19 protein-coding genes are annotated in these 21,419 nt (G+C 74.0%); 11 read left to right on the top strand and 8 right to left on the bottom strand.

Annotation, left to right across the window (positions count from 1 at the left end):
• Window positions 1-17 precede the first annotated feature (17 nt).
• The 3 genes from ACWEQL_RS04230 to ACWEQL_RS04220 all read right to left on the bottom strand — a co-directional run bounded on the left by ACWEQL_RS04230 (window position 18) and on the right by ACWEQL_RS04220 (window position 2,859).
• The gene (locus ACWEQL_RS04230) at window positions 18-872 is read right to left on the bottom strand and encodes an alpha/beta fold hydrolase (RefSeq protein ID WP_452148625.1); all 855 of its coding nucleotides are present in this window, start codon (window positions 870-872) and stop codon (window positions 18-20) included.
• 23 nt (window positions 873-895) lie between these two features.
• Window positions 896-1,840 carry a DUF4231 domain-containing protein gene (locus ACWEQL_RS04225; RefSeq protein WP_452148605.1) on the bottom strand — a complete coding sequence of 315 codons (945 nt, stop codon included), beginning with the start codon at window positions 1,838-1,840 and terminating at the stop codon, window positions 896-898.
• Window positions 1,841-2,094: 254 nt separating this feature from the next.
• Complete coding sequence (locus ACWEQL_RS04220; protein ID WP_452148604.1) at window positions 2,095-2,859, bottom strand: SIS domain-containing protein; 765 nt, start codon at window positions 2,857-2,859, stop codon at window positions 2,095-2,097.
• A 221-nt stretch (window positions 2,860-3,080) separates the two neighbouring features.
• On the opposite strand from ACWEQL_RS04220, the gene ACWEQL_RS04215 reads away from it, so the two are divergent.
• Window positions 3,081-3,773, top strand: a complete 693-nt coding sequence (locus tag ACWEQL_RS04215) for a metal-dependent transcriptional regulator (protein ID WP_452148603.1) — start codon at window positions 3,081-3,083, stop codon at window positions 3,771-3,773.
• Between the two features lie 595 nt (window positions 3,774-4,368).
• Here the strand turns inward: ACWEQL_RS04215 and ACWEQL_RS04210 are convergent.
• Window positions 4,369-5,076 carry a bifunctional DNA primase/polymerase gene (locus tag ACWEQL_RS04210; protein WP_452148602.1) on the bottom strand — a complete coding sequence of 236 codons (708 nt, stop codon included), beginning with the start codon at window positions 5,074-5,076 and terminating at the stop codon, window positions 4,369-4,371.
• A 303-nt stretch (window positions 5,077-5,379) separates the two neighbouring features.
• Here ACWEQL_RS04210 and ACWEQL_RS04205 point away from each other — a divergent pair, with 303 nt between their 5' ends.
• Window positions 5,380-6,756, top strand: a complete 1,377-nt coding sequence (locus ACWEQL_RS04205; protein WP_452148601.1) for a transcriptional regulator — start codon at window positions 5,380-5,382, stop codon at window positions 6,754-6,756.
• A 194-nt stretch (window positions 6,757-6,950) separates the two neighbouring features.
• Window positions 6,951-8,084 (top strand): hypothetical protein, encoded by a 1,134-nt coding sequence (locus ACWEQL_RS04200; RefSeq protein WP_452148600.1) that lies wholly within the window; start codon window positions 6,951-6,953, stop codon window positions 8,082-8,084.
• 99 nt (window positions 8,085-8,183) lie between these two features.
• Here the strand turns inward: ACWEQL_RS04200 and ACWEQL_RS04195 are convergent, their stop codons facing one another.
• Window positions 8,184-9,491, bottom strand: a complete 1,308-nt coding sequence (locus ACWEQL_RS04195; protein WP_452148599.1) for an ABC transporter substrate-binding protein — start codon at window positions 9,489-9,491, stop codon at window positions 8,184-8,186.
• A 255-nt stretch (window positions 9,492-9,746) separates the two neighbouring features.
• Here ACWEQL_RS04195 and ACWEQL_RS04190 point away from each other — a divergent pair, with 255 nt between their 5' ends.
• Together ACWEQL_RS04190 and purU are read left to right on the top strand one after the other, a co-directional pair.
• Window positions 9,747-10,181, top strand: coding sequence for an SCO4402 family protein (locus tag ACWEQL_RS04190; protein WP_452148598.1), 435 nt, complete (start codon window positions 9,747-9,749; stop codon window positions 10,179-10,181).
• Window positions 10,182-10,291: 110 nt separating this feature from the next.
• Entirely contained in the window at window positions 10,292-11,161 is an 870-nt protein-coding gene (purU, locus tag ACWEQL_RS04185) for a formyltetrahydrofolate deformylase (RefSeq protein ID WP_452148597.1), read from the top strand.
• Between the two features lie 61 nt (window positions 11,162-11,222).
• Here purU and ACWEQL_RS04180 read toward each other — a convergent pair whose 3' ends face one another.
• Window positions 11,223-12,476 carry a zf-HC2 domain-containing protein gene (locus ACWEQL_RS04180; protein WP_452148596.1) on the bottom strand — a complete coding sequence of 418 codons (1,254 nt, stop codon included), beginning with the start codon at window positions 12,474-12,476 and terminating at the stop codon, window positions 11,223-11,225.
• Window positions 12,476-13,102 (bottom strand): sigma-70 family RNA polymerase sigma factor, encoded by a 627-nt coding sequence (locus tag ACWEQL_RS04175; RefSeq protein WP_452148595.1) that lies wholly within the window; start codon window positions 13,100-13,102, stop codon window positions 12,476-12,478. The genes ACWEQL_RS04180 and ACWEQL_RS04175 overlap by 1 nt, the downstream gene beginning before the upstream one ends.
• A gap of 524 nt (window positions 13,103-13,626) precedes the next feature.
• Between ACWEQL_RS04175 and ACWEQL_RS04170 the strand changes: the two genes are divergently transcribed.
• From ACWEQL_RS04170 to ACWEQL_RS04150, 5 genes are all read left to right on the top strand, one after another.
• Complete coding sequence (locus tag ACWEQL_RS04170; protein ID WP_452148594.1) at window positions 13,627-14,226, top strand: ATP-binding protein; 600 nt, start codon at window positions 13,627-13,629, stop codon at window positions 14,224-14,226.
• 547 nt (window positions 14,227-14,773) lie between these two features.
• Window positions 14,774-16,102: an MFS transporter gene (locus ACWEQL_RS04165; protein ID WP_452148593.1), complete on the top strand. Its 1,329-nt coding sequence runs from the start codon at window positions 14,774-14,776 to the stop codon at window positions 16,100-16,102.
• A gap of 45 nt (window positions 16,103-16,147) precedes the next feature.
• Window positions 16,148-16,675 carry an N-acetyltransferase family protein gene (locus ACWEQL_RS04160; RefSeq protein ID WP_452148592.1) on the top strand — a complete coding sequence of 176 codons (528 nt, stop codon included), beginning with the start codon at window positions 16,148-16,150 and terminating at the stop codon, window positions 16,673-16,675.
• A gap of 86 nt (window positions 16,676-16,761) precedes the next feature.
• Window positions 16,762-17,109, top strand: coding sequence for a DUF4229 domain-containing protein (locus tag ACWEQL_RS04155; protein WP_452148591.1), 348 nt, complete (start codon window positions 16,762-16,764; stop codon window positions 17,107-17,109).
• 125 nt (window positions 17,110-17,234) lie between these two features.
• Entirely contained in the window at window positions 17,235-18,380 is a 1,146-nt protein-coding gene (locus ACWEQL_RS04150) for a LacI family DNA-binding transcriptional regulator (RefSeq protein ID WP_452148590.1), read from the top strand.
• Between the two features lie 31 nt (window positions 18,381-18,411).
• Here ACWEQL_RS04150 and ACWEQL_RS04145 read toward each other — a convergent pair whose 3' ends face one another.
• Window positions 18,412-19,629, bottom strand: a complete 1,218-nt coding sequence (locus ACWEQL_RS04145) for an MFS transporter (RefSeq protein WP_452148589.1) — start codon at window positions 19,627-19,629, stop codon at window positions 18,412-18,414.
• A 406-nt stretch (window positions 19,630-20,035) separates the two neighbouring features.
• Between ACWEQL_RS04145 and ACWEQL_RS04140 the strand changes: the two genes are divergently transcribed.
• Entirely contained in the window at window positions 20,036-21,376 is a 1,341-nt protein-coding gene (locus tag ACWEQL_RS04140) for a dicarboxylate/amino acid:cation symporter (protein WP_452148588.1), read from the top strand.
• Window positions 21,377-21,419 lie beyond the last annotated feature (43 nt).

The following is a 21,419-nucleotide window of genomic DNA, read 5'->3' as shown; positions in this document are numbered from 1 at the left end:
GGGATCCTCGTGGCGCCCTACCCCGCCGCCCACTTGAGCGCCTGGGTCATCACCCGGAAGGCGCCGAAGTGGGCGGCGCCGGGCTCCAGGAACAGCGCGGCGCCCGGGATGTGGTCGCCCAGCCAGCGGGAGTGGTCGACCGGCGAGAACTGGTCGTCCGCGCCGTGCCAGAGCCAGGCCGGCACCGCGATGTCCTCGACCTTGAACCCCCACTCGGTGGTGAAGGCCAGCACGTCGTCGATCCAGCCGTCCGCGTTGTGCCGGAACGCCTCCCGGTAGTTGCTCTGCAGCATCCGGCGGAAGCCGGCGTCCCCCACCACCTCCCGGTCGGTGGCCGGCAGTTCGGGACGCAGCCCCTTGAGCAGGCTGACCGGGTCGTCCTTGATCTGCTGCGAGCGGAACTGCATGCTGTCCGCGATCCGGTGGTGGCCGCGCTCGGCCTCCCGGTAGGCGCGGACGTTGGACGGCGTCATCCCGGCGTACCAGTCCAGCCCGGTCGCGTCCCGGGGCGCCAGGCTCACCAGCGTGGCCACCCGCAGCACCCGCTCCGGCAGCAGGGCCGCGCAGGCCAGCGCGTGCGGGGCGCCGCCCGAGCGGCCGACCACCGCGAACCCGGTCAGCCCCAGCTCGTCCGCGATGGCCCTGACGTCGGCCGCCGCCGCGCCCACCCGGCGGCCCGGCAGCCGGGTGGAGTCGCCGTAGCCGGGCCGGTCGAAGGAGATCAGCCGCACGCCCAGCCGGTACAGCACGGTGCTGCGGGTGTGCGGCCCCACCCGGCTGCCGGGGGTGCCGTGCAGCAGGAACACCGGACGCCCGCGTGGGTCGCCGAGCGTCTCGACGGCCAGCGCGCGGCCGTCCGGCGTCTTGACCATCCGTAGTGCCACGTGCCGCCTCCTCAGTGGTCCCGGCCACGCACCTCGCGGCGCGCCTGCCAGGTGGTGTGCTCACGGGAGACCGCGTCCTCGGCGTCCCGGGCGAGCCTGGCCCAGATCTCCTCGGCGTCCGCCGCCGCGAGGTCCAGCTCGGTGAGTTGGCGCCGGATCAGCGCGAGTTCGTCGGCGGCGATGGCGTACGCGGCGGCCAGCGGGCGGTACTGGCGCAGCTGGGCCCAGGCGGTGACGGAGGCGGCCACCGCCGAGACGGTCCCGAGCGCGTCGTAGGAGAAGCCGGTCATCGCCCGCAGCACGGCGAGCACCAGGCCGAGCAGCGGCAGCACCACGCCGAGCACGCCGGTCCAGAAGCCGGCCCGCGCGCAGTACCGGGCCTTGGCGGTGTACCAGCCCTGCTGCACCTCGATGCGCTCGCGCAGGTACACCTCGCGGCGGACCGCCAGCGGCTCCTCGCGCAGGGCGCGCATCTCCGGGGTGATCCCGGTGGCGGCGCCGTCCGGCTCCCCGTCGGTGACCCCGCCCGTGCCCGCGCCCTCGCCCGCGCCGACCGCCCGGCCGTCCCGGAAGGCCTGGAGCACCCGGTCGAGCTGGAAGCGGTAGAGGCCCTCGGCGTCCGGCAGGCTGCGCGGCGGCGGCTGGTAGGCGTCGGCCCGTACGGCGTACTTCCAGGCCAGCGTCTTGACCGACTCGGCGGCGGCCCGGCCCTCGTACCAGAGGCCCTGCGGGTTCTGCCGGCCGATCACCACGGCCAGCACGATCGCGCCGAGGTACGCGACGGCGGCCAGCCAGGCCCAGGGCCCGCCGTCGGCGGAGCCGGTCGCGGCGGCGGCGACCAGCAGCGCCAGCTCCCAGGCGGAGAGGGTCACCGCGCGGCGCTGGCCGCGCAGCGAGGCCGTGTCGGCCGTCCAGAACGACCCGGGCAGCAGCCCGCTCTCGCGCAGCCCGCCCATCGGAGCAGCATCCGACGCCATCCTCGGCCCCCACCCGTCGCTCAAGTCGCAGCGGTCCCCATGCCCGGTCACCGGGAGCGGTACGCCTGGCTCCCCCGGCTCCCGGCCGCATTGGCCGGGAAGCCGCGCAGGTTGTCTCAGAGGGGCCGGGCGCCCCCGCCGGGACGGGGGCGGGCGTCACCGCCGGCCGCCGGTGCCCGCCCGCCCGCGCCCGCGTGCGGATCGGTGTGTGCGGGCCGGCCGGTGCGGGCGGATCAGTACGTGTAGAAGATCCGCTCCGCGTTGTCCGCCATCTGCTTGGCGTTCCACTCCGTCCCGCCGGGCACGTTGCCGGAGCGGAACAGCGGCGGGGTGGGGCCGGTGCCGGCCGCCGCGGCGTCGGCCAGCCGGCCGACCGCCGAGGCGACCACGGCCTGCATCAGGGCGCTGGTGACGATGGTGGAGACCGGTCCGAAGGTGGTCTCGGCGGCCGGATGGGTGAGTTCGCCGTCGCCGACCGCGATCTTGTTGTCCAGCACCACGTCGCAGTGGTCCTTGAGGTACGTGCCGGAGGGGTGCGCCGAGGCCACCTCGGCCGGGTAGGCGAGCGAGGTCAGCCCGATCACCTTCAGGCCGCGGGCGCGGGCGTGCTGGGCGAGCTCCACCGGCATGGTCTGGCGCCCGGAGAGCGAGATGAGGAACAGCAGGTCGCCGGCGGTGGCCGGGGTGAGGTCCAGGGTGGTGGTGGCCAGCCCCGAGACCCGCTCCAGCGCGCTGGACAGCGGAGCCGGCATCACGGTCACCCCGGCCATCCCGGGGACGTCCAGCAGGTTGATCGGGACCAGCCCGCCGGCCCGGTAGACCACGTCCTGGGCCGCCAGCGAGGAATGTCCCGAACCGAAGGTGAAGACCCGGCGGCCCTCGGTGATCGCCTCGGCCAGCAGCCCGGCGGCGGCCTCGATGTTCCCGGCCTCCTCGGCGCGGACCCGCCGGAGGTGGGCGATCGCGGCGTCGAAGTACGCGCCGACCAGGTCGTTCATCTGTTGCCTTCGCTCTCTGCCGGTGGGGGAGCCGGCCGGGTGGGGCGGCCCGGGTGGTCCAGACCGCCGATGGAGAAAGCTACGGCGACGACCGTGCTGCCTCACCCGTCCCGCTGTCAACAGGAACGAAAAGGTGTCCCGAACACGCCTGCGCGGGCCCGGTTGTCAGTGCGGTAGGACAGAATTGGCGGTGAGGACACCGAAGAACGGAGCCAGCGGCGATGTCTGGGCTGATCGACACGACTGAGATGTACCTTCGCACCATCCTGGAGCTGGAGGAAGAGGGCATCGTCCCGATGCGCGCGCGGATCGCGGAGCGCCTGGAGCAGAGCGGCCCCACGGTCAGCCAGACGGTCGGCCGGATGGAGCGCGACGGCCTGCTGCAGGTCGCGGGCGACCGCCACCTCGAACTCACCGAGGAGGGGCGCAGGCTGGCCGTGCGGGTGATGCGCAAGCACCGGATCGCCGAGTGCCTCCTGGTCGACGTGATCGGCCTGGAGTGGGAGCAGGTCCACGAGGAGGCCTGCCGCTGGGAGCACGTCATGAGCGAGACGGTCGAGCGCAAGGTCCTGGCGATGCTCGGTCACCCCACCCAGTCCCCGTACGGGAACCCGATCCCGGGCCTGGACGAGCTGGGCGACGCCAAGGCCGAGGGCGAGGGCTTCGACGCCGGGCTGATCACCCTGGACGCGGTGAAGCCGGACGAGGGCAGCGAGAGCGTGGTCGTCCACCGGATCGGCGAGCCGATCCAGACCGACGGCGAGCTGATGCGCACCCTGCGCCGGGCCGGCATCCGGCCGGGCTCCACGGTGCAGGTCGCGGCCGGCGTCGGCGGGGTGCTGGTGGGCAGCGGCGAGAACGCCGCCGAGCTGGGCAAGGACATCGCGGCGCACGTCTTCGTGGCCCGCGCCTGAGCGGTCACCGCGTGGATCCCGGCGGGGATCACCGCCGGCGGATCACCGCGGCGGCCCGCCAGCGGTCCGTACGCGGAGCAGGGCGTAACGGACCCGAGCGGTCCGGCACGCGACACAGGGCCCGACGCCCCCTCCCGGTCCCCGCCGGGAGGTGTGCGCCGGGCCCTGCCCGTCCCACCCCGTTTCCCTCCTCCGTGGCACCGGCCACCCCGAGCCCGGCCGGTACCACGTTCCCCTCCCGTCCCCTCCCGTTCCCCTCCGTCCCCCCGCTTCCCCTCCCGGTCCCCCCGCTTCCCCTCCGGTTTCCCCTCCTTGCCGCCCCGCCCGGCTTCCCCGTCCGAGCGTCCCTTCCGGCGTCCCCTCACGGTGGAATTCCTCCCCTCGGCAGATCACGGCAATCCTTGAGCGCTGTCACTCGTCCGAGGGGCTTTCGCCGTTGACCAGCGGGTACACCGACTTCTTATCCGGAGACGCGTGTGACGGGCCCCGCCTCCGGTGGGAGACAAGGCCCGTCAGTCGCGCGCGGGGTGTCGCGCGGTGCACGCCCTCACCCGATAGGCGCAGGACGGCAGTTCACGGGAGGGTGAGGTCCGGGTCAGCGCACCCCCGCCGGCTGGGCCGGACGGGCGCGCGCCGCCGGGGCCTCGCGTCCGCAGGCGTACGCCAACGGGCTGATCAGCTCGGCGGCGTCCGGCAGCCAGCGGTTCAGCGCGGAGGGCGAGCGGGCCCACTGGGCGAAGCCGCACGGGCCGACCCGGGACGGCGGCGCCACCGTCCAGTCGCCCTCGCCCCGGGCCACCAGGTCCAGCCGGCCGGGCGGCCAGCCGAGCCGGCGCAGCATCTCGGGGAGCTTGGCCGCCACCCCGGGCAGCACCAGGAAGTGCAGCCGCCGCCCCACCCGGCCGGTCGCGGCCGGGACCACCACGACCGGACCGAGCTGGAGGTCCATCCGCTCCATCCGGGCCAGCGCCAGGCAGCCCGCGGTCTCCGGCACGTCCAGGACGTCGAAGGAGCGGCCGGTCGGCAGCAGGATCGAGGCCTGCGGGCGCTCGGTCCACCAGCGGCGCACCGCGCCCGGCCCGGCACTCGCCCTGCGGGCCCAGTCGGCGTCGATCGGGTGGGCGCCCGGCAGCGGGCAGCGGAGGTCACCGCACGAGCAGCGGGCCGGCCCGTCGCCGTCGACCAGCCAGGCGCCCGGGGCGACCTCCCAGTGGCGGTTCTCGGCGTAGCCGACGGCTTCGATGAGCAGCGGGGGCGGATCGGCGGTGCCGCCCTGGTCGAGGGCTCCTGGGATGTCTTCCACGGGCTGCTCAACTACCGTGCGTGAGGCTGGTTACGGCCGGGCGGGGGGCGGAGTGTCGCGCGGGGGCAATGTCACCCGATTCGGTGAGGCACCGTCGCGGACCGGCGGGGGACGGGCGCAACGGGGGCGCACAGGTGCATTTCACCGGGCGCGTGGGGGGTGGGGATCGTCACCGTGGGTATCCCGCTGGCGTTGCTGATCGCTAACCTTGTGTCAGATTCCTTGGACGGTCGGACAGTCGGCAACAGATCAGCAGAATCGTCGCCCGCCGGCCGGGACCGGAGGGTGTGGGGAGGCGAAGCCATGGCCGCGAGACCACTTGTCGCACGACAGCCCAACGAGCGTCTGCAGCAGCTGATCCAGGAGGCCAGCTGCTCCAACGCAGGCCTGGCACGCCGGGTCAACCTCTGCGGGGCCGAGCACGGCCTCGACCTGCGGTATGACAAGACGTCCGTCGCCCGTTGGCTGCGTGGTCAACAACCACGCGGCCAGGCCCCGGCGGTCATCGCCGAGGCCCTGGGCCGCAAGCTCGGCCGCAGCGTGTCGGTCGAGGAGATCGGCATGGCGGACGGCAAGAACCTGAGCTCCGGGATCGGGCTGCAGTTCGCCCCGACCCTGGGCGCCGCGCTGGAGCAGGTCTGCGAGCTGTGGCGCAGCGACGTGGGCCGGCGGGACTTCCTGACCGGCGCCACGGTGGCCGCCTCCGCGCTGGTGGAGCCCAGCCGGGACTGGCTGATCACCCCGCCCGACCCGGTGGTGGCGCGCACCGGCGGGACCAGGGTCGGGCCGACCGACGTCGCGGCGATCAAGGCGACCACCGCGATGCTGGTCGACCTGGACCACCGCTTCGGCAGCGGGCACGTCCGCCCGGTGGTCGTCCACTACCTCAACAGCGTGGTCTCCGGCCTGCTCGGCGGTGCCTACCGGGAGGAGACCGGGCGGCAACTCTTCGCGGCGGTGGCCCGGTTGACCGAGCTGGCGGGCTACATGGCGGTGGACACCGGGCAGCCGGGCCTGGCCCAGCGGTACTACATCCAGGCGCTGCGGCTCGCCCAGGCGGCGGACGACCGCGGCTACGGCGGGTACGTCCTGGCGGCCTCGATGAGCCACCTCGCCGCCACCCTGGGCAATCCGCGCGAGATCGCCCAACTCGCCCGCGCGGCCCAGGAGGGCGCCCGTTCGGTGGCCACCCCGACCGCGATGGCGATGTTCTACGCCGCCGAGGCGCGCGGTCACGCGCTGCTCGGGGACGCCCGCTCCTGCGAGGCGGTGGCGGCCAAGGCCCTGGAGGCGATGGAACGGCGCCGTCCGGAGGACGATCCGGACTGGATCGTCCACTTCGACGACGCCTACCTGGCGGACGAGCTGGCGCACTGCCACCGCGACCTCGAACAGGCCGGCCAGGCCGAGCACTACGCCCGCCGGGCGCTCGACCTGCACCCGCCGACCCGGGTGCGGCGCCGTGCGGTGGACCTCGTGCTGCTCGCCACGGCCCAACTGCAGCAGCGGGACCTGGAGCGGGCCTGTGAGACGGGCGCGCAGGCGATGCGGTTGCTGAGCGGGTTGCGGTCCAACCGAGGGGTGGAGTACCTGGACGAGTTCCGTCGTCGGCTGGAGCCGTTCCGGGAGCAGCGGGTGGTCCGCGAGTTCCAGGCGAGGGCCGAGGCGGAGGCCGCCTGACCGGCGGCCGGGCCGGCTCGCGGCCGTCCTGACCAGGGCACGAGTGCGGTTTGTGAGGATGTTCCGCCCACGTGGTCACCCGGTTCGGTGAACCGGTAGCGTGGGCGCGACGTCCAAGGAGCTGTGATGCTCCCCAGAACCGACGAGATGTGGTCCGCCGTCAGCGCGCGGTCGTGCACAGGTGAGGAATCGCGTTGAGTCAGCGCCGCTCGTACCCCAATTCGGGGGATTTCAACCTGGACGACCTGTTCCGCCCGGAGCCCGGGCAGCAGCCGTCGAACCCGGCCCGGCCGCCGCAGGGCCCGCCGCCCCAGGCCCCGCCGTACGGCCAGTCGCCGCAGCCCGCCCAGCCGGCCTACGGCCAGCCGCAGTACGCGGATCCGCAGCCGTACGGCGAGCAGCAGACCTTCGGCGAGGTGCAGGGGTTCGACGGCCCGGGGTACGGCCAGCCGGCGGGGCAGCCGTACCCGCCGCAGCCGCACGGCGGGCCGGAGCACGCCGCGGACACGCAGTACCTGCCGCCGTACCCGACGGCCGACCCGGGGCAGCAGGCCCCTCCGCCGCAGCCGGCCGGGGCGTACCCGGGGTTCCAGGACTACCCGACCGCGGCGGTGCCGGCCCAGGGCCCGCCGCCCGTCCCGCCCGTGGCCCCGGTGCCGCAGGTCGGCGGACGCCCGGGCGGCGGCCGCTCGTCCAACAAGCTGATCATCGGCGGGGTGGTGGCCGGCTGCGCGGCGGGCGCGATCCTGGTGGCCTTCCTGATGAGCGGCGGCGACGACGAGAAGGGCCAGGACAAGAAGCCCGCCGCCGCACCCGTGGTCACCGGCACCCCCGGCGCCGGCCCCTCGGCCACCGCGAGCGGCCCGGCCACGGTGAGCCCCGAGACCAAGACCCAGGCGCAGGCGCTCTCCGAGCTGCTCGGCACCGCCAACGACAGCCGTCAGGCGGTGATCGGCGCGGTCGCCGCGGTGCAGAAGTGCGACAAGCTGCCGGAGTCGCAGCAGGCCCTCGCGGCGGCGGCCGGCCAGCGCAAGGACCTCCAGGCCAAGCTGGCGCAGCTGAAGACCGACAAGCTGCCCAGCGGCCAGCAGCTGGTGGAGCAGCTCAACCAGGCGTGGCAGGCCTCGGCCACCGCCGACGAGGAGTACGCGGCCTGGGCCGCCGACGCCCAGACCGCCTGCGAGCCCAAGAAGTCGGACAACCCGCACTACAAGAACGCCGTGGCGGCCAGTGGCACCGCGACCACCGCCAAGAAGCAGGCGTCCGCGCTGTGGAACGCCATCGCCGGCCAGACCGGGCTGCCGACCAAGTCCGACGGCGACCTCTGAGCGGGAACGGCGAGGGCGTGTCCGTCAGACACGCCCTGAGGGGGTCCCGCCCGTGATCGGGCAGGACCCCCTCGGTCGTTCGTCACCGTACGGCCCGGGTCACGCCGGGGGCTTGCTCCCGGTGAGCACCCAGCGCACGTCCACGAAGCCGGGCTGCTGAAGGGTCAGCCGCCCGCCCTTGACCACCTGGAAGGTCACCCAGGTGTTGACCAGCCGCGGCGAGTCGGCCCGGGCCAGCATGTTGGTGGTGCCCCAGCTGAGCGGCGGGGTGATCCCGGCGGTGTCGATCGGGTCGCCGCTGTCCAGCACCGAGACCAGCGACTTGGGGGTGACCGGGCGCCCGGCGGCGCCGAGCCGCTCGGTGGCCTGGCGGAAGACGTCGTACGCGACCCAGGTGGTCTGCACGCCGGGGTCCGCCACGTCGATGCTCTGGCCGCCCGCGTTGGTGCCGCGCACCACGGTCCGCAGCGCGTCCCAGACCTTCGAGGACTCCGGCGGGAACCAGCTGCTCACGTAGGCGCCGGCCAGCGGCCCGCTGTCGCCGCCGGTGGAGTCGACCACCGACTGCTGCACGCTGCCGATCACCGAGGCGATCCGGGTGTTCTTCGCGCCGGTCCGGCGGTACGAGTCGAGCAGGTTGCCGGTCGGCTCGGCACCGAGCGCGCTGGTGACGCAGTTGCCCGGCTCGTCCTTGCCGACCGCCTTGCGGACCACCGCGGTGTAGTCGTTCGACTGCTCCGGCGACCGCACGTCCAGCAGCTTGATCCCGGCCGGCTTGAGCGCGCTGGCCAGCGCGCCGAGCAGGCTGTCGCCCGCCGGGGTGTCCGGACGGATCAGCGAGATGGTCCGGCAGCCGGCGTCGACCAGCTGACGGCCGCTGCCGCCGATCAGCGCCGGCATGCCGCCGCCCACCGGGTACGACAGCGGGCTGCCGAACTCGGCCTGGGACAGTCCGTACCCGCCGATGTAGGGGATGCCGGCCCGCTCCAGGACGGTCATGAAGTTGGCGCCGTACTGGCTGTAGGAGCCGATCACGGCGACCGCCTTGGCGTCCACGGCCTGCTGGGCACAGGCGGTGACCCCGTCGGCGCTGTTGTGCTCGTTGCAGGTGAGGACCCGCAGCTTTCTGCCGCCGATCCCGCCCTTGGCGTTGAGATCCCGGCCGATCGCCTCGGCGAGGGCGGTCATCCCGGGACGGTCGGTGGCGCCCGTGCCTGCGGGGGCCCAGGTCATCACGGTGAGTTCGCCGCCGTTGGTGGCGGCGTCGGCCGGTCCGCCGCACGCGGAGGCCGAGAAGAGGGCTGGGAGCAGGGCCATCGTGGCGGCTGCTGCTGCGATCGGGCGGCGGCGACGCGGTCGCGCGGCGATCGACTTCGGATCCTGGGACGAGCCCCTTCGGCTGGTCATCGGTCTTCCCTCCCTGGCGGCGCTTTGCTGCGCTCGGGCACCAGGTAAGCCCGCATGCCACACGTCGAGAGGGCCGAAAAGCGAACGGAAGGCCAACGGAGGCGGAACTCCGGGCGGGCGAGGTCATGGACGCGTGTAGAACGCGAACGGTAGGGGAACGTACGATCGACCTTCATGTCCGCCAGCACAGATTCTTCGTACCGGTCTGCCCGAAACCCTTCTCGCCAGGGGTACCGCTCAAGCACCATGGGCGGCATGCCGCTCAACGACCTGCCCTGGTGGCGCTGGCGAGCCCGACTGCGCTCGGCGCTGCACATGCTCTCCGACCCCGCCTTCCAGCAGGAGACCTGGCTCTCCGGACGCGAGGGCTACGGTGACGTGACCGACGCCGTCTACCGACTGGTGGAGGACTCCTGGCTGGACCGCTGGTCGGCCGAGAAGTACGTCGGAACGATCTTCCGCGACTCCACCGAGGCCGCCCTGGTGGACGTCGCGGTGCTCCGGGTGGTCCGCGTCCTGCACGAGGTCGGCGCGGACGCCCCGGCCTCCGCCTACCTGGGCCACCCCGACTGGCCCGAGGCGGTCCGGGCGGCCCGCGAGGCGCACGTCACGCTGGCGGCCGGCGACGGCGAGGACCCGGACCTCCCGCCGCGCTCGCTGGAAGTGCTGCGCATCCTGACCCAGGTGTGAGGCCCCGTACCGCCGGCCGTCCCGCAGTACGGGCAGCGGCGCACGGCGTGTCCGGAATGTGACACGCTGGACCACCCACACGAACGACCTCAGGACGGGACACACCCACCGTGGAACAGCAGTCGGCCGCCGGCACCCAGTACGTCCTCACGCTGTCCTGCCCGGACAAGCAGGGGATCGTGCACGCGGTCTCCAGCTACCTCTTCATGACCGGCTGCAACATCATCGACAGCCAGCAGTTCGGTGACGGGGACAGCGGGCTGTTCTTCATGCGGGTGCACTTCTCGGCGCCCGGGCCGGTGACCGTCGACAAGCTGCGGGCCAGCTTCGCGGCGATCGGCGCCTCGTTCGGGATGGACTGGACGATCCACCCGAGCGACGAGCGGATGCGGATCGTCCTGCTGGTGTCCAAGTTCGGGCACTGCCTGAACGACCTGCTGTTCCGCACCCGGATCGGCGCGCTGCCGGTGGAGATCGCCGCCGTGGTCTCCAACCACGCCGACTTCCGCGAGCTGACCGAGGGCTACGGCATCCCCTTCCACCACATCCCGGTCACCCGGGAGACCAAGGCCGAGGCCGAGCAGCAGCTGCTGGACCTGGTGGAGAAGGAGAACGTCGACCTGGTCGTGCTGGCCCGCTACATGCAGGTGCTCTCGGACGAGCTGTGCACGGCGCTCTCCGGCCGGGTGATCAACATCCACCACTCCTTCCTGCCGAGCTTCAAGGGTGCCAAGCCCTACCACCAGGCGCACGCCCGGGGCGTGAAGCTGATCGGCGCCACCGCGCACTACGTCACCGCCGACCTCGACGAGGGCCCGATCATCGAGCAGGAGGTGGCCCGGGTCACCCACGACATCACCCCGGACCAGCTGGTCGCGCTCGGCCGGGACGTCGAGTGCCAGGCACTGGCCCGCGCGGTGAAGTGGCACAGCGAGCACCGGGTGCTGCTCAACGGCACCCGCACGGTCGTCTTCGCCTGAACCCGACGCCTGAGCCCGGTCCGGACCGGTTCGGTCCTGGCCGGGTGAGGGGCGTGCCGGGTCAGGGGCGGGAGAGCAGCGGGGCCGCCCGCAGCACCTCGCGGATCGCGGCCCGGTCCCCGTGCTCGCCGACCGGCAGCCGGTCGGGGTCGCGGTGCGCGGCGGCCAGCTGGCAGAACTCCAGTCCGTCCAGCACCATCGCGGCCACCGGCTCGCCCGGCGGCCCGCCCCGGAGGAGGGCGTGACCGGTGACCCGGTCGGCCGGGTCGTCGGCGCCGCCGGTCGGGCCGTCCAGGGGTATGAGCCACTCGCCGGCCGCCGGGCCGTCGATCACCAGCCGCAGCTGCCGGCCCGGTCCGCTCCCCGGCGCCGATGCCGGGACCGGCCCGCTGCTGCTGCCGCCGCCGTCGCCGCCCGCGCGCAGGGCGGCCAGCGCGAGCGGCAGCATCCGGACCGCCAGGTCGATCATCTGCCGCAGGTGCTGCGGCGCCGGCGGCTCGTACGGGTAGGCGACGGCGCGGGCCACGTCCTCGCCGTGGACGAAGCACTCGAAGGCCCGGTCGATGAAGGCGTCCCGCAGCGGGAGCCTCGCGAAGCCGTAGTCGACCGGGGTGTTGCCCTGCGGCGCCAGGGCGGCGCTGCGGACCAGCTCATGGGTCTGCCGGCGCCACAGCGCGCGGACCGACTCCGGTGACCGGCCCGCCAGTTCGGCGGCGAGGCGGGCGGTGCGGCCGGCGATCCCCGCCCACGGACCGCCCTGCGGGGGCACCCGGGGGAACGCCGGGGCCGCCCCGCCGTCCTGCGGGGGCACCCGCCGCGGGACCGGCCCGCCCGGTGCGCCCTGGACCCCCGGGCCGCCGGGCACCGGGTCGGGCAGGCCGAGCGCGAGCGCCAGGTAGCCGTCCACGGCGGCGAGGTGGCAGAGCACCTCGGCCGGACGCAGCCGCTCGGTGCCGCCGTGCCAGGGCAGGTCGGCCACCTCCTGCCACTCCTCCGGGCCGAGGTCGCGCAGCAGCGCGTCGAACTTGGCGGTCTCCGCGGTGTACGGCACGCCCCAGGCGGGGACGGGGAGTTGGGCCGGACGCCGGGCCAGGCACCAGTCGATCACCTGCTGGCGCAGGGCGACCGGCTGGTCCAGCGGTTCGTCCTCCGAGAGCCAGCCGGCGGCGTCCCGCAGCCGGGTCGCCTCCTCGGCGCACTCCCGGCAGTCGGCCAGGTGCTTCTCCACCTCGGCGGCCTCGCGGTGCGGGCAGGCGCCCAACGCCCAGGCGCCGAGCAGCGAACGCAGGGCCTCGTGCCGCTCCCCGTCGGTCATCACGCGCCCCCTTCCGTGTCGGCGGCCCCGGTGCCGGTGCCGCCGGTGTCCTGCGGCGGCGCGGCCGGACCGGCGTCCCGCTCCTGCCGGGCGCGCTCCTCGGCGAGTTCGGTGGCGAGCAGCCCCAGGCCGAGCCGCATCCGCTGCTTGGCGGCCTGCTCGGTGATGCCCAGCCGACGGGCCGTCTCCTGGTAGGTGCGGCCGTCGTAGTAGGTGACGGCGATGGTCTCGCGCAGCGTCTGCGGCAGGGAGTCGACCACGTACTGGACCCGGGCGGCCGTGGCCACGGCCCGGATCTCCTCCTCGCCCGGGTGTCCGCCGCCCGGGGCGCCGGCGCCGCGGCGCAGTCGCAGCCGGTCCACCGCGCGGCGGTGGGTGAGGGCGCCGAGCCAGGAGCGCAGCGAGCCCTGGGCGGGGTCGAAGGCCTCGGGGTGCTCCCAGAGGTGGCCGAACACCTCGCGGGTGAGCTGGTCGGCGGCGCCCTGGTCGGCCAGTATCCGCGCGGCCAGACCGTGCACCATCGGCGCGAGCTGGTCGTAGAGTTCGCCGAGCGCGGTCTCCTCGCCGCGGGCGAGCCGGCGCTGGAGCTGTTCGTCCCAGCGCGGGACGCTCCCGGGGGCGGGCATGACCAACCACCCTCCTGTCGTGGGATCCGGGCCGCGGATTCGCTACCTACTCAACGGTATCCCGGCGGGTTTCCCGGACGGGGGGAATCCGTGAAGAATGGAACGGGGAGTTTCGGATCGTCACATCGGGGGACGTGCCGCCGATTCCGATGTTCGAAGGTTCCTGGACATATGTCGCACGGGTGGTTCGCGAGTGGCGGGCGTGGTGCGGGAGTGTTCCGGCGATAGGTTCGCCACGACCCGTCCGGCCTGTAGGCGGTCACCGGTACGAGGCTCGCCGGAGTGAACGGGACAGTATGCACTGCCCTGTCCCCCGATCGCTGGAATATGCCCGAAGCGCTTGCTGCGGTCGATCCGCCGAATCATCCTGAGGCGTATTCCCGTCGCTGCCGGTGCGCGACGGACGAGTTCGCGGCGGACGGGTTCGCGGCGGCCCGGGAGGCGGTGGGCGCCCCCGGCCGGCCGGCTGGACGATCCGGCCCGATCGACACGACGGCCGAACTGCGAGTGCGGGTGGTGGAGCGGTGCAGGTTCTTCAGGTACAGCTGGCGGTGCGGGCGGATCCCGCCGAGGTCGGCCGGGCCCGCCGGTGGGTCCGCTCACGACTGCTGAACCACGGCGTGGACCCGGACGCCCCGATCGCCGAGACGGTGGTGCTGGTGGTCTCCGAGCTGGTGACCAACGCCGTGGTGCACACCGGCTGTCCGGCCGTCCTGCGCCTCTGTCTGCCGGTGGACGCCGCAGGGGCCGACGCTGAGGCGTTCGACGTCGCGGGGTCCGACGCCGCACCCGTGGGGTCCGATGCCGCACCCGCGCGGTCGGACGCCGCACCCGCCGGCCCCGATGCGGCGCCGGCGCGGCCCGCGGCCGTACCGGAGTTGGCGATGGCCGGGCCGCTGCGGGTCGAGGTGGCGGACGCCAGCCAGGCGGCCCCGGCGCCCCGGCACGCGGGCGCCGACGTGGACGCCACCAACGGCCGGGGCCTGGAGCTGGTGGAACTGCTCTGCGACCGCTGGGGCTGGTACCCGGACGGTTCGGGCAAGCGGGTCTGGTGCGAGATCGGCGCCGAAGCCCCGGTGGTGGACCCGCTGGAGAGCGTCGACTGGGCGGCCCTGGCGCAGTGATCCGGGCCGGTGCGCGGACGTCGGGACGAACCGGTGCGCCGACGTTCCGGCGGCTCGGCGGCCGCTCCGGGGGCCGGTGGCGGTTCACCTGACGATCATCCGGCTGAAAGCTGACGCAACCATTCCGAATTTCCGACTACCCATTGACGTGACGTATCCGACTGATCACTCTTGGGTGCAGCGCTCCGTCGCGAGGGGACGCCGAGGGACCACCGGAAACGCCGGTGCGGTGCTGCTGTGCACAGGGGGACGTTGTCAGCAGGGGGGCCGCAGTCTGCCGGTCGTGGGCGGGTCCTCGGCGAGTGCGGAGAGCGTGTGCGCGGGTTCAGGGCCCGCGCAGTGCGGTTGGACGGTGGCGGGGCGTGCCGTGCTCGGGGTGCGTGCGGCCTGCCGCCGTCCGATCCGACCCGTAGGAGGGGTGAATTCCGGTCAGGCCGGGCCGCCCCGCGGAAATCCGCGTCCTCCTCGGGGCCGGTGTCGCTTTCCTTGGGAAATCTGGCAGTCCGGATCCTCGTGTCCGTCCGACCGTGCCGGGACACTCGACCGGGTGAACGAACCGAACGTCAAGCACGCCCCCACCGCTCCGGGGACTCCCGCTCCCGTGGCGCCTGCTCCCGCCGGCCGTCCCCGGCTGCACTACGCCTGGGTGGTGGCCGGGATCTCCCTGCTCGTCCTGCTCGGTTCGGCCGGCTTCCGCTCCACGCCCAGCCTGATGATGGACGCCCTGCACCACGAGTTCGGCTGGTCGGTCGCCACGATCGCGGGCGCGACCTCGGTCAACCTCACCCTGTACGGCCTCACCGCCCCCTTCGCCGCCGCCCTCATGGACCGCTTCGGCGTGCGGCTGGTGGTGGTCTGCGCCCTGCTGACCATCTCCACCGGCGCCGGGCTCACCATGCTGATGACCGAGCCCTGGCAGCTGATCCTCTGTTGGGGCGTGCTGGTCGGCCTCGGCAGCGGCTCGATGGCCGGCGCCTTCGCCACCACCGTCACCGGCCGGTGGTTCCAGGACCGGCAGGGGCTGGTCACCGGCGTCCTCACCGCCGCCGGAGCCGCCGGGAACCTGGTCTTCCTGCCGCTCGGCGCCTGGCTGGTCGAGCACCACGGCTGGCGCTCCGCCGTGGTCGCCGTCTCGCTGGCCGCCAGCGCGGTCGCCGTCCCGGTCCTGCTGTTCATGCGCGAGCGCCCCGCCGACCTCGGCCTGTTGCCGTACGGGGCCACCGAGCCGCCGGCCCCGCCGGTCCGGGACGGCGGGGCGCTGGCCCGTTCGCTGCGGGTGCTGCGGCAGGCCTCCGGCAGCCGGACGTTCTGGCTGCTGGCCGGCTCCTTCGCGATCTGCGGCGCGACCACCGCCGGACTGGTCGGCACCCACTTCATCCCGGCCGCCCACGACCACGGCATGCCGGTCACCACGGCGGCGGGCCTGCTGGCGCTGATCGGCGTCTTCGACGTGATCGGCACGATCGCCAGCGGCTGGTTCACCGACCGCTTCGACTCCGCCCGGCTGCTGATCGCCTACTACGCGCTGCGCGGTCTGTCGTTGCTCTTCCTGCCGCAGCTGTTCGCCGGCTCGCCGGAGCCGCCGATCCTGGCCTTCGTGATCTTCTACGGCCTCGACTGGGTGGCCACCGTGCCGCCCACGGTCGCGCTCTGCCGCCGGCACTTCGGCGAGGACGCCCCGATCGTCTTCGGCTGGGTGCTCGCCTGCCACCAGATCGGCGCCGCCGCGGTCGCCTGGCTGGCGGGCCTGTCCCGGGACGCCCTCGGCGACTACGACCTCGCCTGGTACGCCGCCGGCGGGCTCTGCGCCGTCGCCGTCGGCCTCTGCCTGGCGCTGCGGAGCACCCCGGACCGGGCCGTGGCCGCCGCCCGCTGACCCGCCGGACGGGTGTCGTGGATCCACGACCTAGGCTCGGCGACCATGACACTGACCTTCACCCTGGATCCCGAACTCACCCCGGAGCTGCGCGAGGACGTCGTCCGGCTGTGGACCGACGCCTCCAACGCCGGCGGGGCCGTCGGCTTCGTCCCGCCGGTCACCCGGGACGAGGTCTGGATCACGGCGGAGAAGCACTTCGGCGCCGTCGCACCCGCCGGGCCGGACCGGCTGCTGGTCGCCCACGAGACCGCCACCGGCCGGCTGGCCGGGCTGCTGATCTTCGAGGACCTGCGGTTCGGCCTGATGGACCACTGGCGCAGGCTGGGCCGGGTCATGGTGGACCCCGCCCTCCAGGGCCGCGGCCACGGCGTCGCCCTGCTGGCCGAGGCCGAACGGGCCGCCCGCGCCTGGGGACTGACCGGACTGCGGCTGACCGTCCGCGGCGGGCAGGGCCTGGAGCGGTTCTACGCCCGCTGCGGCTACACGGAGGTCGGCCGGGTGCCCGGCACCATCCGGGTCGCCCCCGGGGACGACCGCGACGAGGTCATCATGTGGCTCGACCTCCGCTGAGCGCCGGGACCCGTCGCCGGGGCGGCCGTACGGCATGCTTCACTGGGAGACCGGTCCCGCCCCCGCGCAGTAAGGATGTGTCCCCAGTGAGCAGCGAAGTGAACGGCGGCAGGTCGCACGCGGCGCTCCGCTACACCTGCCTGCGCGCCAGCATCTTCCTCGGCTGTCTGCTGGTCGCCCTGGTGCTCGGACACTTCCAGGTCATCCCGGTCCGGGGTGAGGCGGGCATGGTGTTCCTGTTCCTGCTGGCGGCACTCGTCTCGGCCCCGCTGAGCTACGTGCTGCTGAGCCGGCAGCGGGACGAGATGTCGGCGCAGATCGCGGGCAAGGTCTCCGGCATCCGCAGCCGGACGGCCGACCGGATCGCGGCGCAGAACGCCGAGGAGGACGCCGCCGACGAGGCCGCCCGCGCGGCGGCCGACCGGTCGAGCTGAGCCCCCGTACACCCGTGCCCGCCAACCCCGAGCCGCCGTCCGGTGGGCCTTCGCCCGCCGGTTCCCCGCCCGCCGAGCCGTCGCGTCCTGTTCGGCCGGAGGAGCACGCCGGGCCCGAGGAGCACATGGGGTCCGACGAGCACGCGGGGTCCGACGAGCACGCGGGGCCCGATGAGCACGCGGGGTCCGGGGAGCACGACGGGCCCGGCGAGCACACCGACCCCGGGGAACACGCCGCTCCCGCGTCGGCCGTGACCAGCGGCACCTGGCCGCCGCCCGTCCGCCGGCCGACCGGGCGGGACGTGGCGCGGCTGGCCGGGGTCTCCCAGGCGACCGTCTCGCTGGTGTTCTCCGGGGCCGAGGCCGGACGCCGGGTCTCGGACGCCACCCGTGAGCGGGTCCGGGAGGCCGCCCGCAGCCTCGGCTACCGCCCGCAGGCGGCCGGCCGGCAACTGCGGTTGGGCCGCAGCGGCATGATCCTGCTGGCGGTGCCCAACATCCTCGGCCCGTTCTTCGGCCGGGTGCTGGAGGGCGTCCACGAGGAGGCCGGCAAGCACGGCCTGGCCGTGGTGGTCAGCTCCGGCTGGGGCAGCGCCACCCTCGCCGCGGCCGCCACCACCAGCCGCTTCGACGGCCTGGTGATCTGTTCACCGGACGACAGCCAGCTCGGCGAGCTGCCCGCCGACACCCCCGCCGTCTTCCTGGACGCCGACCCGGGCACCGACCGGGCCCGTCCCACCGTCGAGCTCGACGTGGCCGGCGGCATGCGCGCCGCCGTCGAGCACCTGGCCGCCCTCGGCCACCGCCGGATCGGCCGGCTGCGTTCCACCCACGCCGCGTACACCTTCCGGGTCCGCCAGGCCGCCTTCGAGGAGGCCGCCCGCGAGCTGGACCTGGAGGTGGTCGAGTTCGGCGTCAGCCTGAACGAGGGCCAGCCGGCCGCCCGCAGCGTGGCGCACCGGCTGCTGGAGCACCCCGACCGCCCGCACGCGGTGATCTGCGACGACGACGTGGTCGCCTCGGGCGTCTACCAGGCCGCGGCCGAACTCGGGCTCCGGGTGCCCGCCGACCTCTCGGTGGTCGGCATGGACAACATCTTCGTGGCCGGTCTGCTCGCCCCGCCGCTGACCACCGTCGACCTGCCCGGCGAGGAGCTCGGCCGGGCCGGTGTGGCCGCGCTCGCCGGACTGCTGCGCGGCGAACCGGTCGCCCCGGTGGCCCCGCTCGCCACCTCGCTGGTGCTGCGCAGCTCCACGACGGCCGCGCCGTAGGTCCTGTCCCGACGTCCCGTACGGGGGAGGGTCAGCCGACCGGCACCGGTTCGGCCGCCGTCGCCGTCCGGCCCTGCGGCAGCGGGTGGAACCAGCGCCGGGAGCCGAGGAGCAGCAGCCCGCCGAGCCCGATCCCGCCCACCGAGCAGAGCGCCACGGAGCGCAGCGAGCCCTCCGCGAGCGTGCCGGAGACCGCGTAGCCGAGCGAGTTGCCGGTCGCGAACAGCGTCACCAGCCAGGCGAACGCCTCCGTCACCGTGCCCGTCGGCGCCAGCTCGGCGACCAGCACGAAGGCCGCCGCCAGCAGCGGCGCCAGCGCGACCCCGGACAGGAAGGCCAGCGCGGCCATCGGGTACGGCCCGGGCAGCAACACCAGCGGGAGGTAGGAGAGCGCCATCCCGAGGGCCATCACCCAGGTCCGGGTCGCCGTGCTGCTGCGCCACCGCACCGCGCCGTACGCCAGCGCGCCCAGCAGGCCGCCCACCGCGGCGAGCGCGAGCAGCGTCCCCGCGCCGCCCGGGATCGCGCCCTCGTGGGCCTCGGCGTACGCGATGAACAGGACGTTCTGCGCGCCGACGGACCAGCCGGCCCCGGCCAGTCCGATCAGCAGCAGCACCAGCCCGGGGGAGCGCAGCGGTCCCAGCAGTCCGGCCGAGTGGGCGCGCGGGGGTGCCTGCCAGTCGCGGGCCGGCGCGGTGGTGGCCACGATCAGGGAGCCGGCCAGGCCGAGCCCGGCCGCCACCCAGAGCGCGGCCACCGGGCCGGCCGTCCCGGCGATCCCGGCCACCGTGAGCGGTCCGGCCACGTAGAGCATCTGCTGGGTGGCGGAGTCGAAGGCGTAGGCGGTGTCGAGCTGCTCCTCCTCGACCACATCCGGCCAGAGTGAGCGCAGGCAGGGTTCCAGGGGCGGCATGGCCAGTCCGGCGATCGCCGCCCCGACCGGCGCGGCCAGCGCGGAGCCGGGCGCCGTCGCCAGCAGCGCGTACCCGGTGCCGGCCACCACCGCCGAGACGAGCAGCACCCTGGGCTGGCCGGTGCGGTCCACGATCCGTCCGAGCACCGGCCCGCCGATGGCCGCCGAGATCGCGTACGCGGCGGTGGCCAGCCCGATCCTGCTGTACGGCGCGTCGGCCTCGCGCAGCGCGAGGGCGATGACGAGCGCGGTCATGCCGGCGGGCAGGCGGCCCAGCAGGGTGCCGGACAGCAGTCGGCCGACGTGCGGGGCGCGCAGCAGGGCGAGGTAGCCCATGGATGGGGGTCTCCGGGTTCTGTGGTGGTCGTCCCTTCAAGTTATACGTATAACTAGCGCAGGGTCAATCGACCCCGATCGGATGATCTGATGGTGCGTCAGTGTCGTTCGTGTCCGGAACTCAAACAACTACTTTGAACATCTCAAATCTTTACTGCTAACGTGTCGGCCATGACCACCTCAGGAGCACCCCGGACGCACGGCATGGGCCCCATGCCCGTGGCCGCGCGCGCGTGCTGCCTGACCGGTGCGGTGGACAGCCCGCGCCCCTGTCGCGCCCCGAGCTGTATTCCGGCGGCACGCCTCTGAACCCGGGCCGGGTCCCCCCGACCGCCCCGGGCGCCGTGCCGCCGCGTTCCCCTCCCCCCTCTCCGTCACCTGACGCACTCCCCGGAGCCGCACCGTCATGTCCACAGCGCCCGAGGCGACCTCGTCGCCCTCCGTGCTCGCCAAGATCCGGAAGACCCCGTTCTGGGTCCAGATCGTCGCCGGCCTCGTGCTCGGCGTCCTGCTGGGCTACCTCGCCCGCACCGCCGAGATCTCCTGGCTCGCCACCACCCTGGAGACGATCGGCAAGATCTTCGTCCAGCTGCTCAAGCTGGCCGTGCCGCCACTGGTCTTCACCGCGATCCTGGTCAGCGTCGCCAACCTCCGCAACGTCACCAACGCGGCCCGCCTGGCCGCCCGCACGCTGCTCTGGTTCCTGATCACCTCGCTGATCGCCGTCGCCATCGGTCTCGGCCTCGGCCTGCTGACCGACCCGGGTGAGGGCACCGCGCTCACGACCGAGGGCCTCAAGGCGCCGAAGACCACCGGCACCTGGGTCGACTTCCTGACCGGGATCTTCCCGACCAACATCGTCACCGCGTTCACCGAGGTCGAGGTCCTCCAGATCGTCTTCCTGGCGGTCGTGGCCGGCGCCGCGATCCTGAAGCTCGGCGCGAAGGCCGAACCGGTCCTCAAGCTCGGCGAGTCCGTCCTGGAGCTCGTCCAGACCGCGCTGTGGTGGGTCATCCGGCTGTCGCCGCTCGGCACCCTCGGCCTGATCGGCAAGTCCGTCGCCACGTACGGCTGGGACCTCCTCAAGCCCTTCGCGACGCTCACCGTGGACGTCTACGTCGGCTGCGCGCTGGTGCTGTTCGTGGTCTACTCCCTGCTCCTGAAGTTCGCCGCCGGCCTCAACCCGCTGAACTTCTTCAAGGGCGCCTGGCCCGCCATCCAGCTGGCCTTCGTCTCCCGCTCCTCGGTCGGCACCCTGCCGGTCACCCGCCGCGTCACCGAGCGCCTCGGCGTCCCGGGCGAGTACGCCTCCTTCGCGGTCCCGTTCGGCGCGACCACCAAGATGGACGGCTGCGCCGCGATCTACCCGTCGCTGGCCGCGATCTTCGTCGCCCAGGTGTACGGCATCGAGCTGGGCATCAAGGACTACCTGCTGATCGCCTTCGTCTCGGTGATCGGCTCGGCCGCCACCGCCGGCCTCACCGGCGCGATCGTGATGCTGACCCTGACCCTCTCCACCCTGGGCCTGCCGCTGGAGGGCGTCGGCCTGCTGCTGGCGATCGACCCGATCCTGGATATGGTCCGCACCGCGACCAACGTGGCCGGTCAAGTTGTAACACCTGTCATCGTGGCTGCTCGCGAGGGCAATCTCGACCGCGAGGCCTACAACAACCCGCAGGGTGACCTGCTGACCGAGTCGGCGACCATCCCGGCGCAGGCCTCCGCGAAGGCTCCGGCCGCGGCCTGATCCGCCTGAAACTCGGCCCCTCTCCTGGCGTAGGAGAGGGGCC

The sequence above is a fragment of the Kitasatospora sp. NPDC004240 genome, from assembly GCF_053603215.1.
Note: the sequence above shows the minus strand (reverse complement) of the source record. Positions and strands in the feature narration are given on the sequence as shown.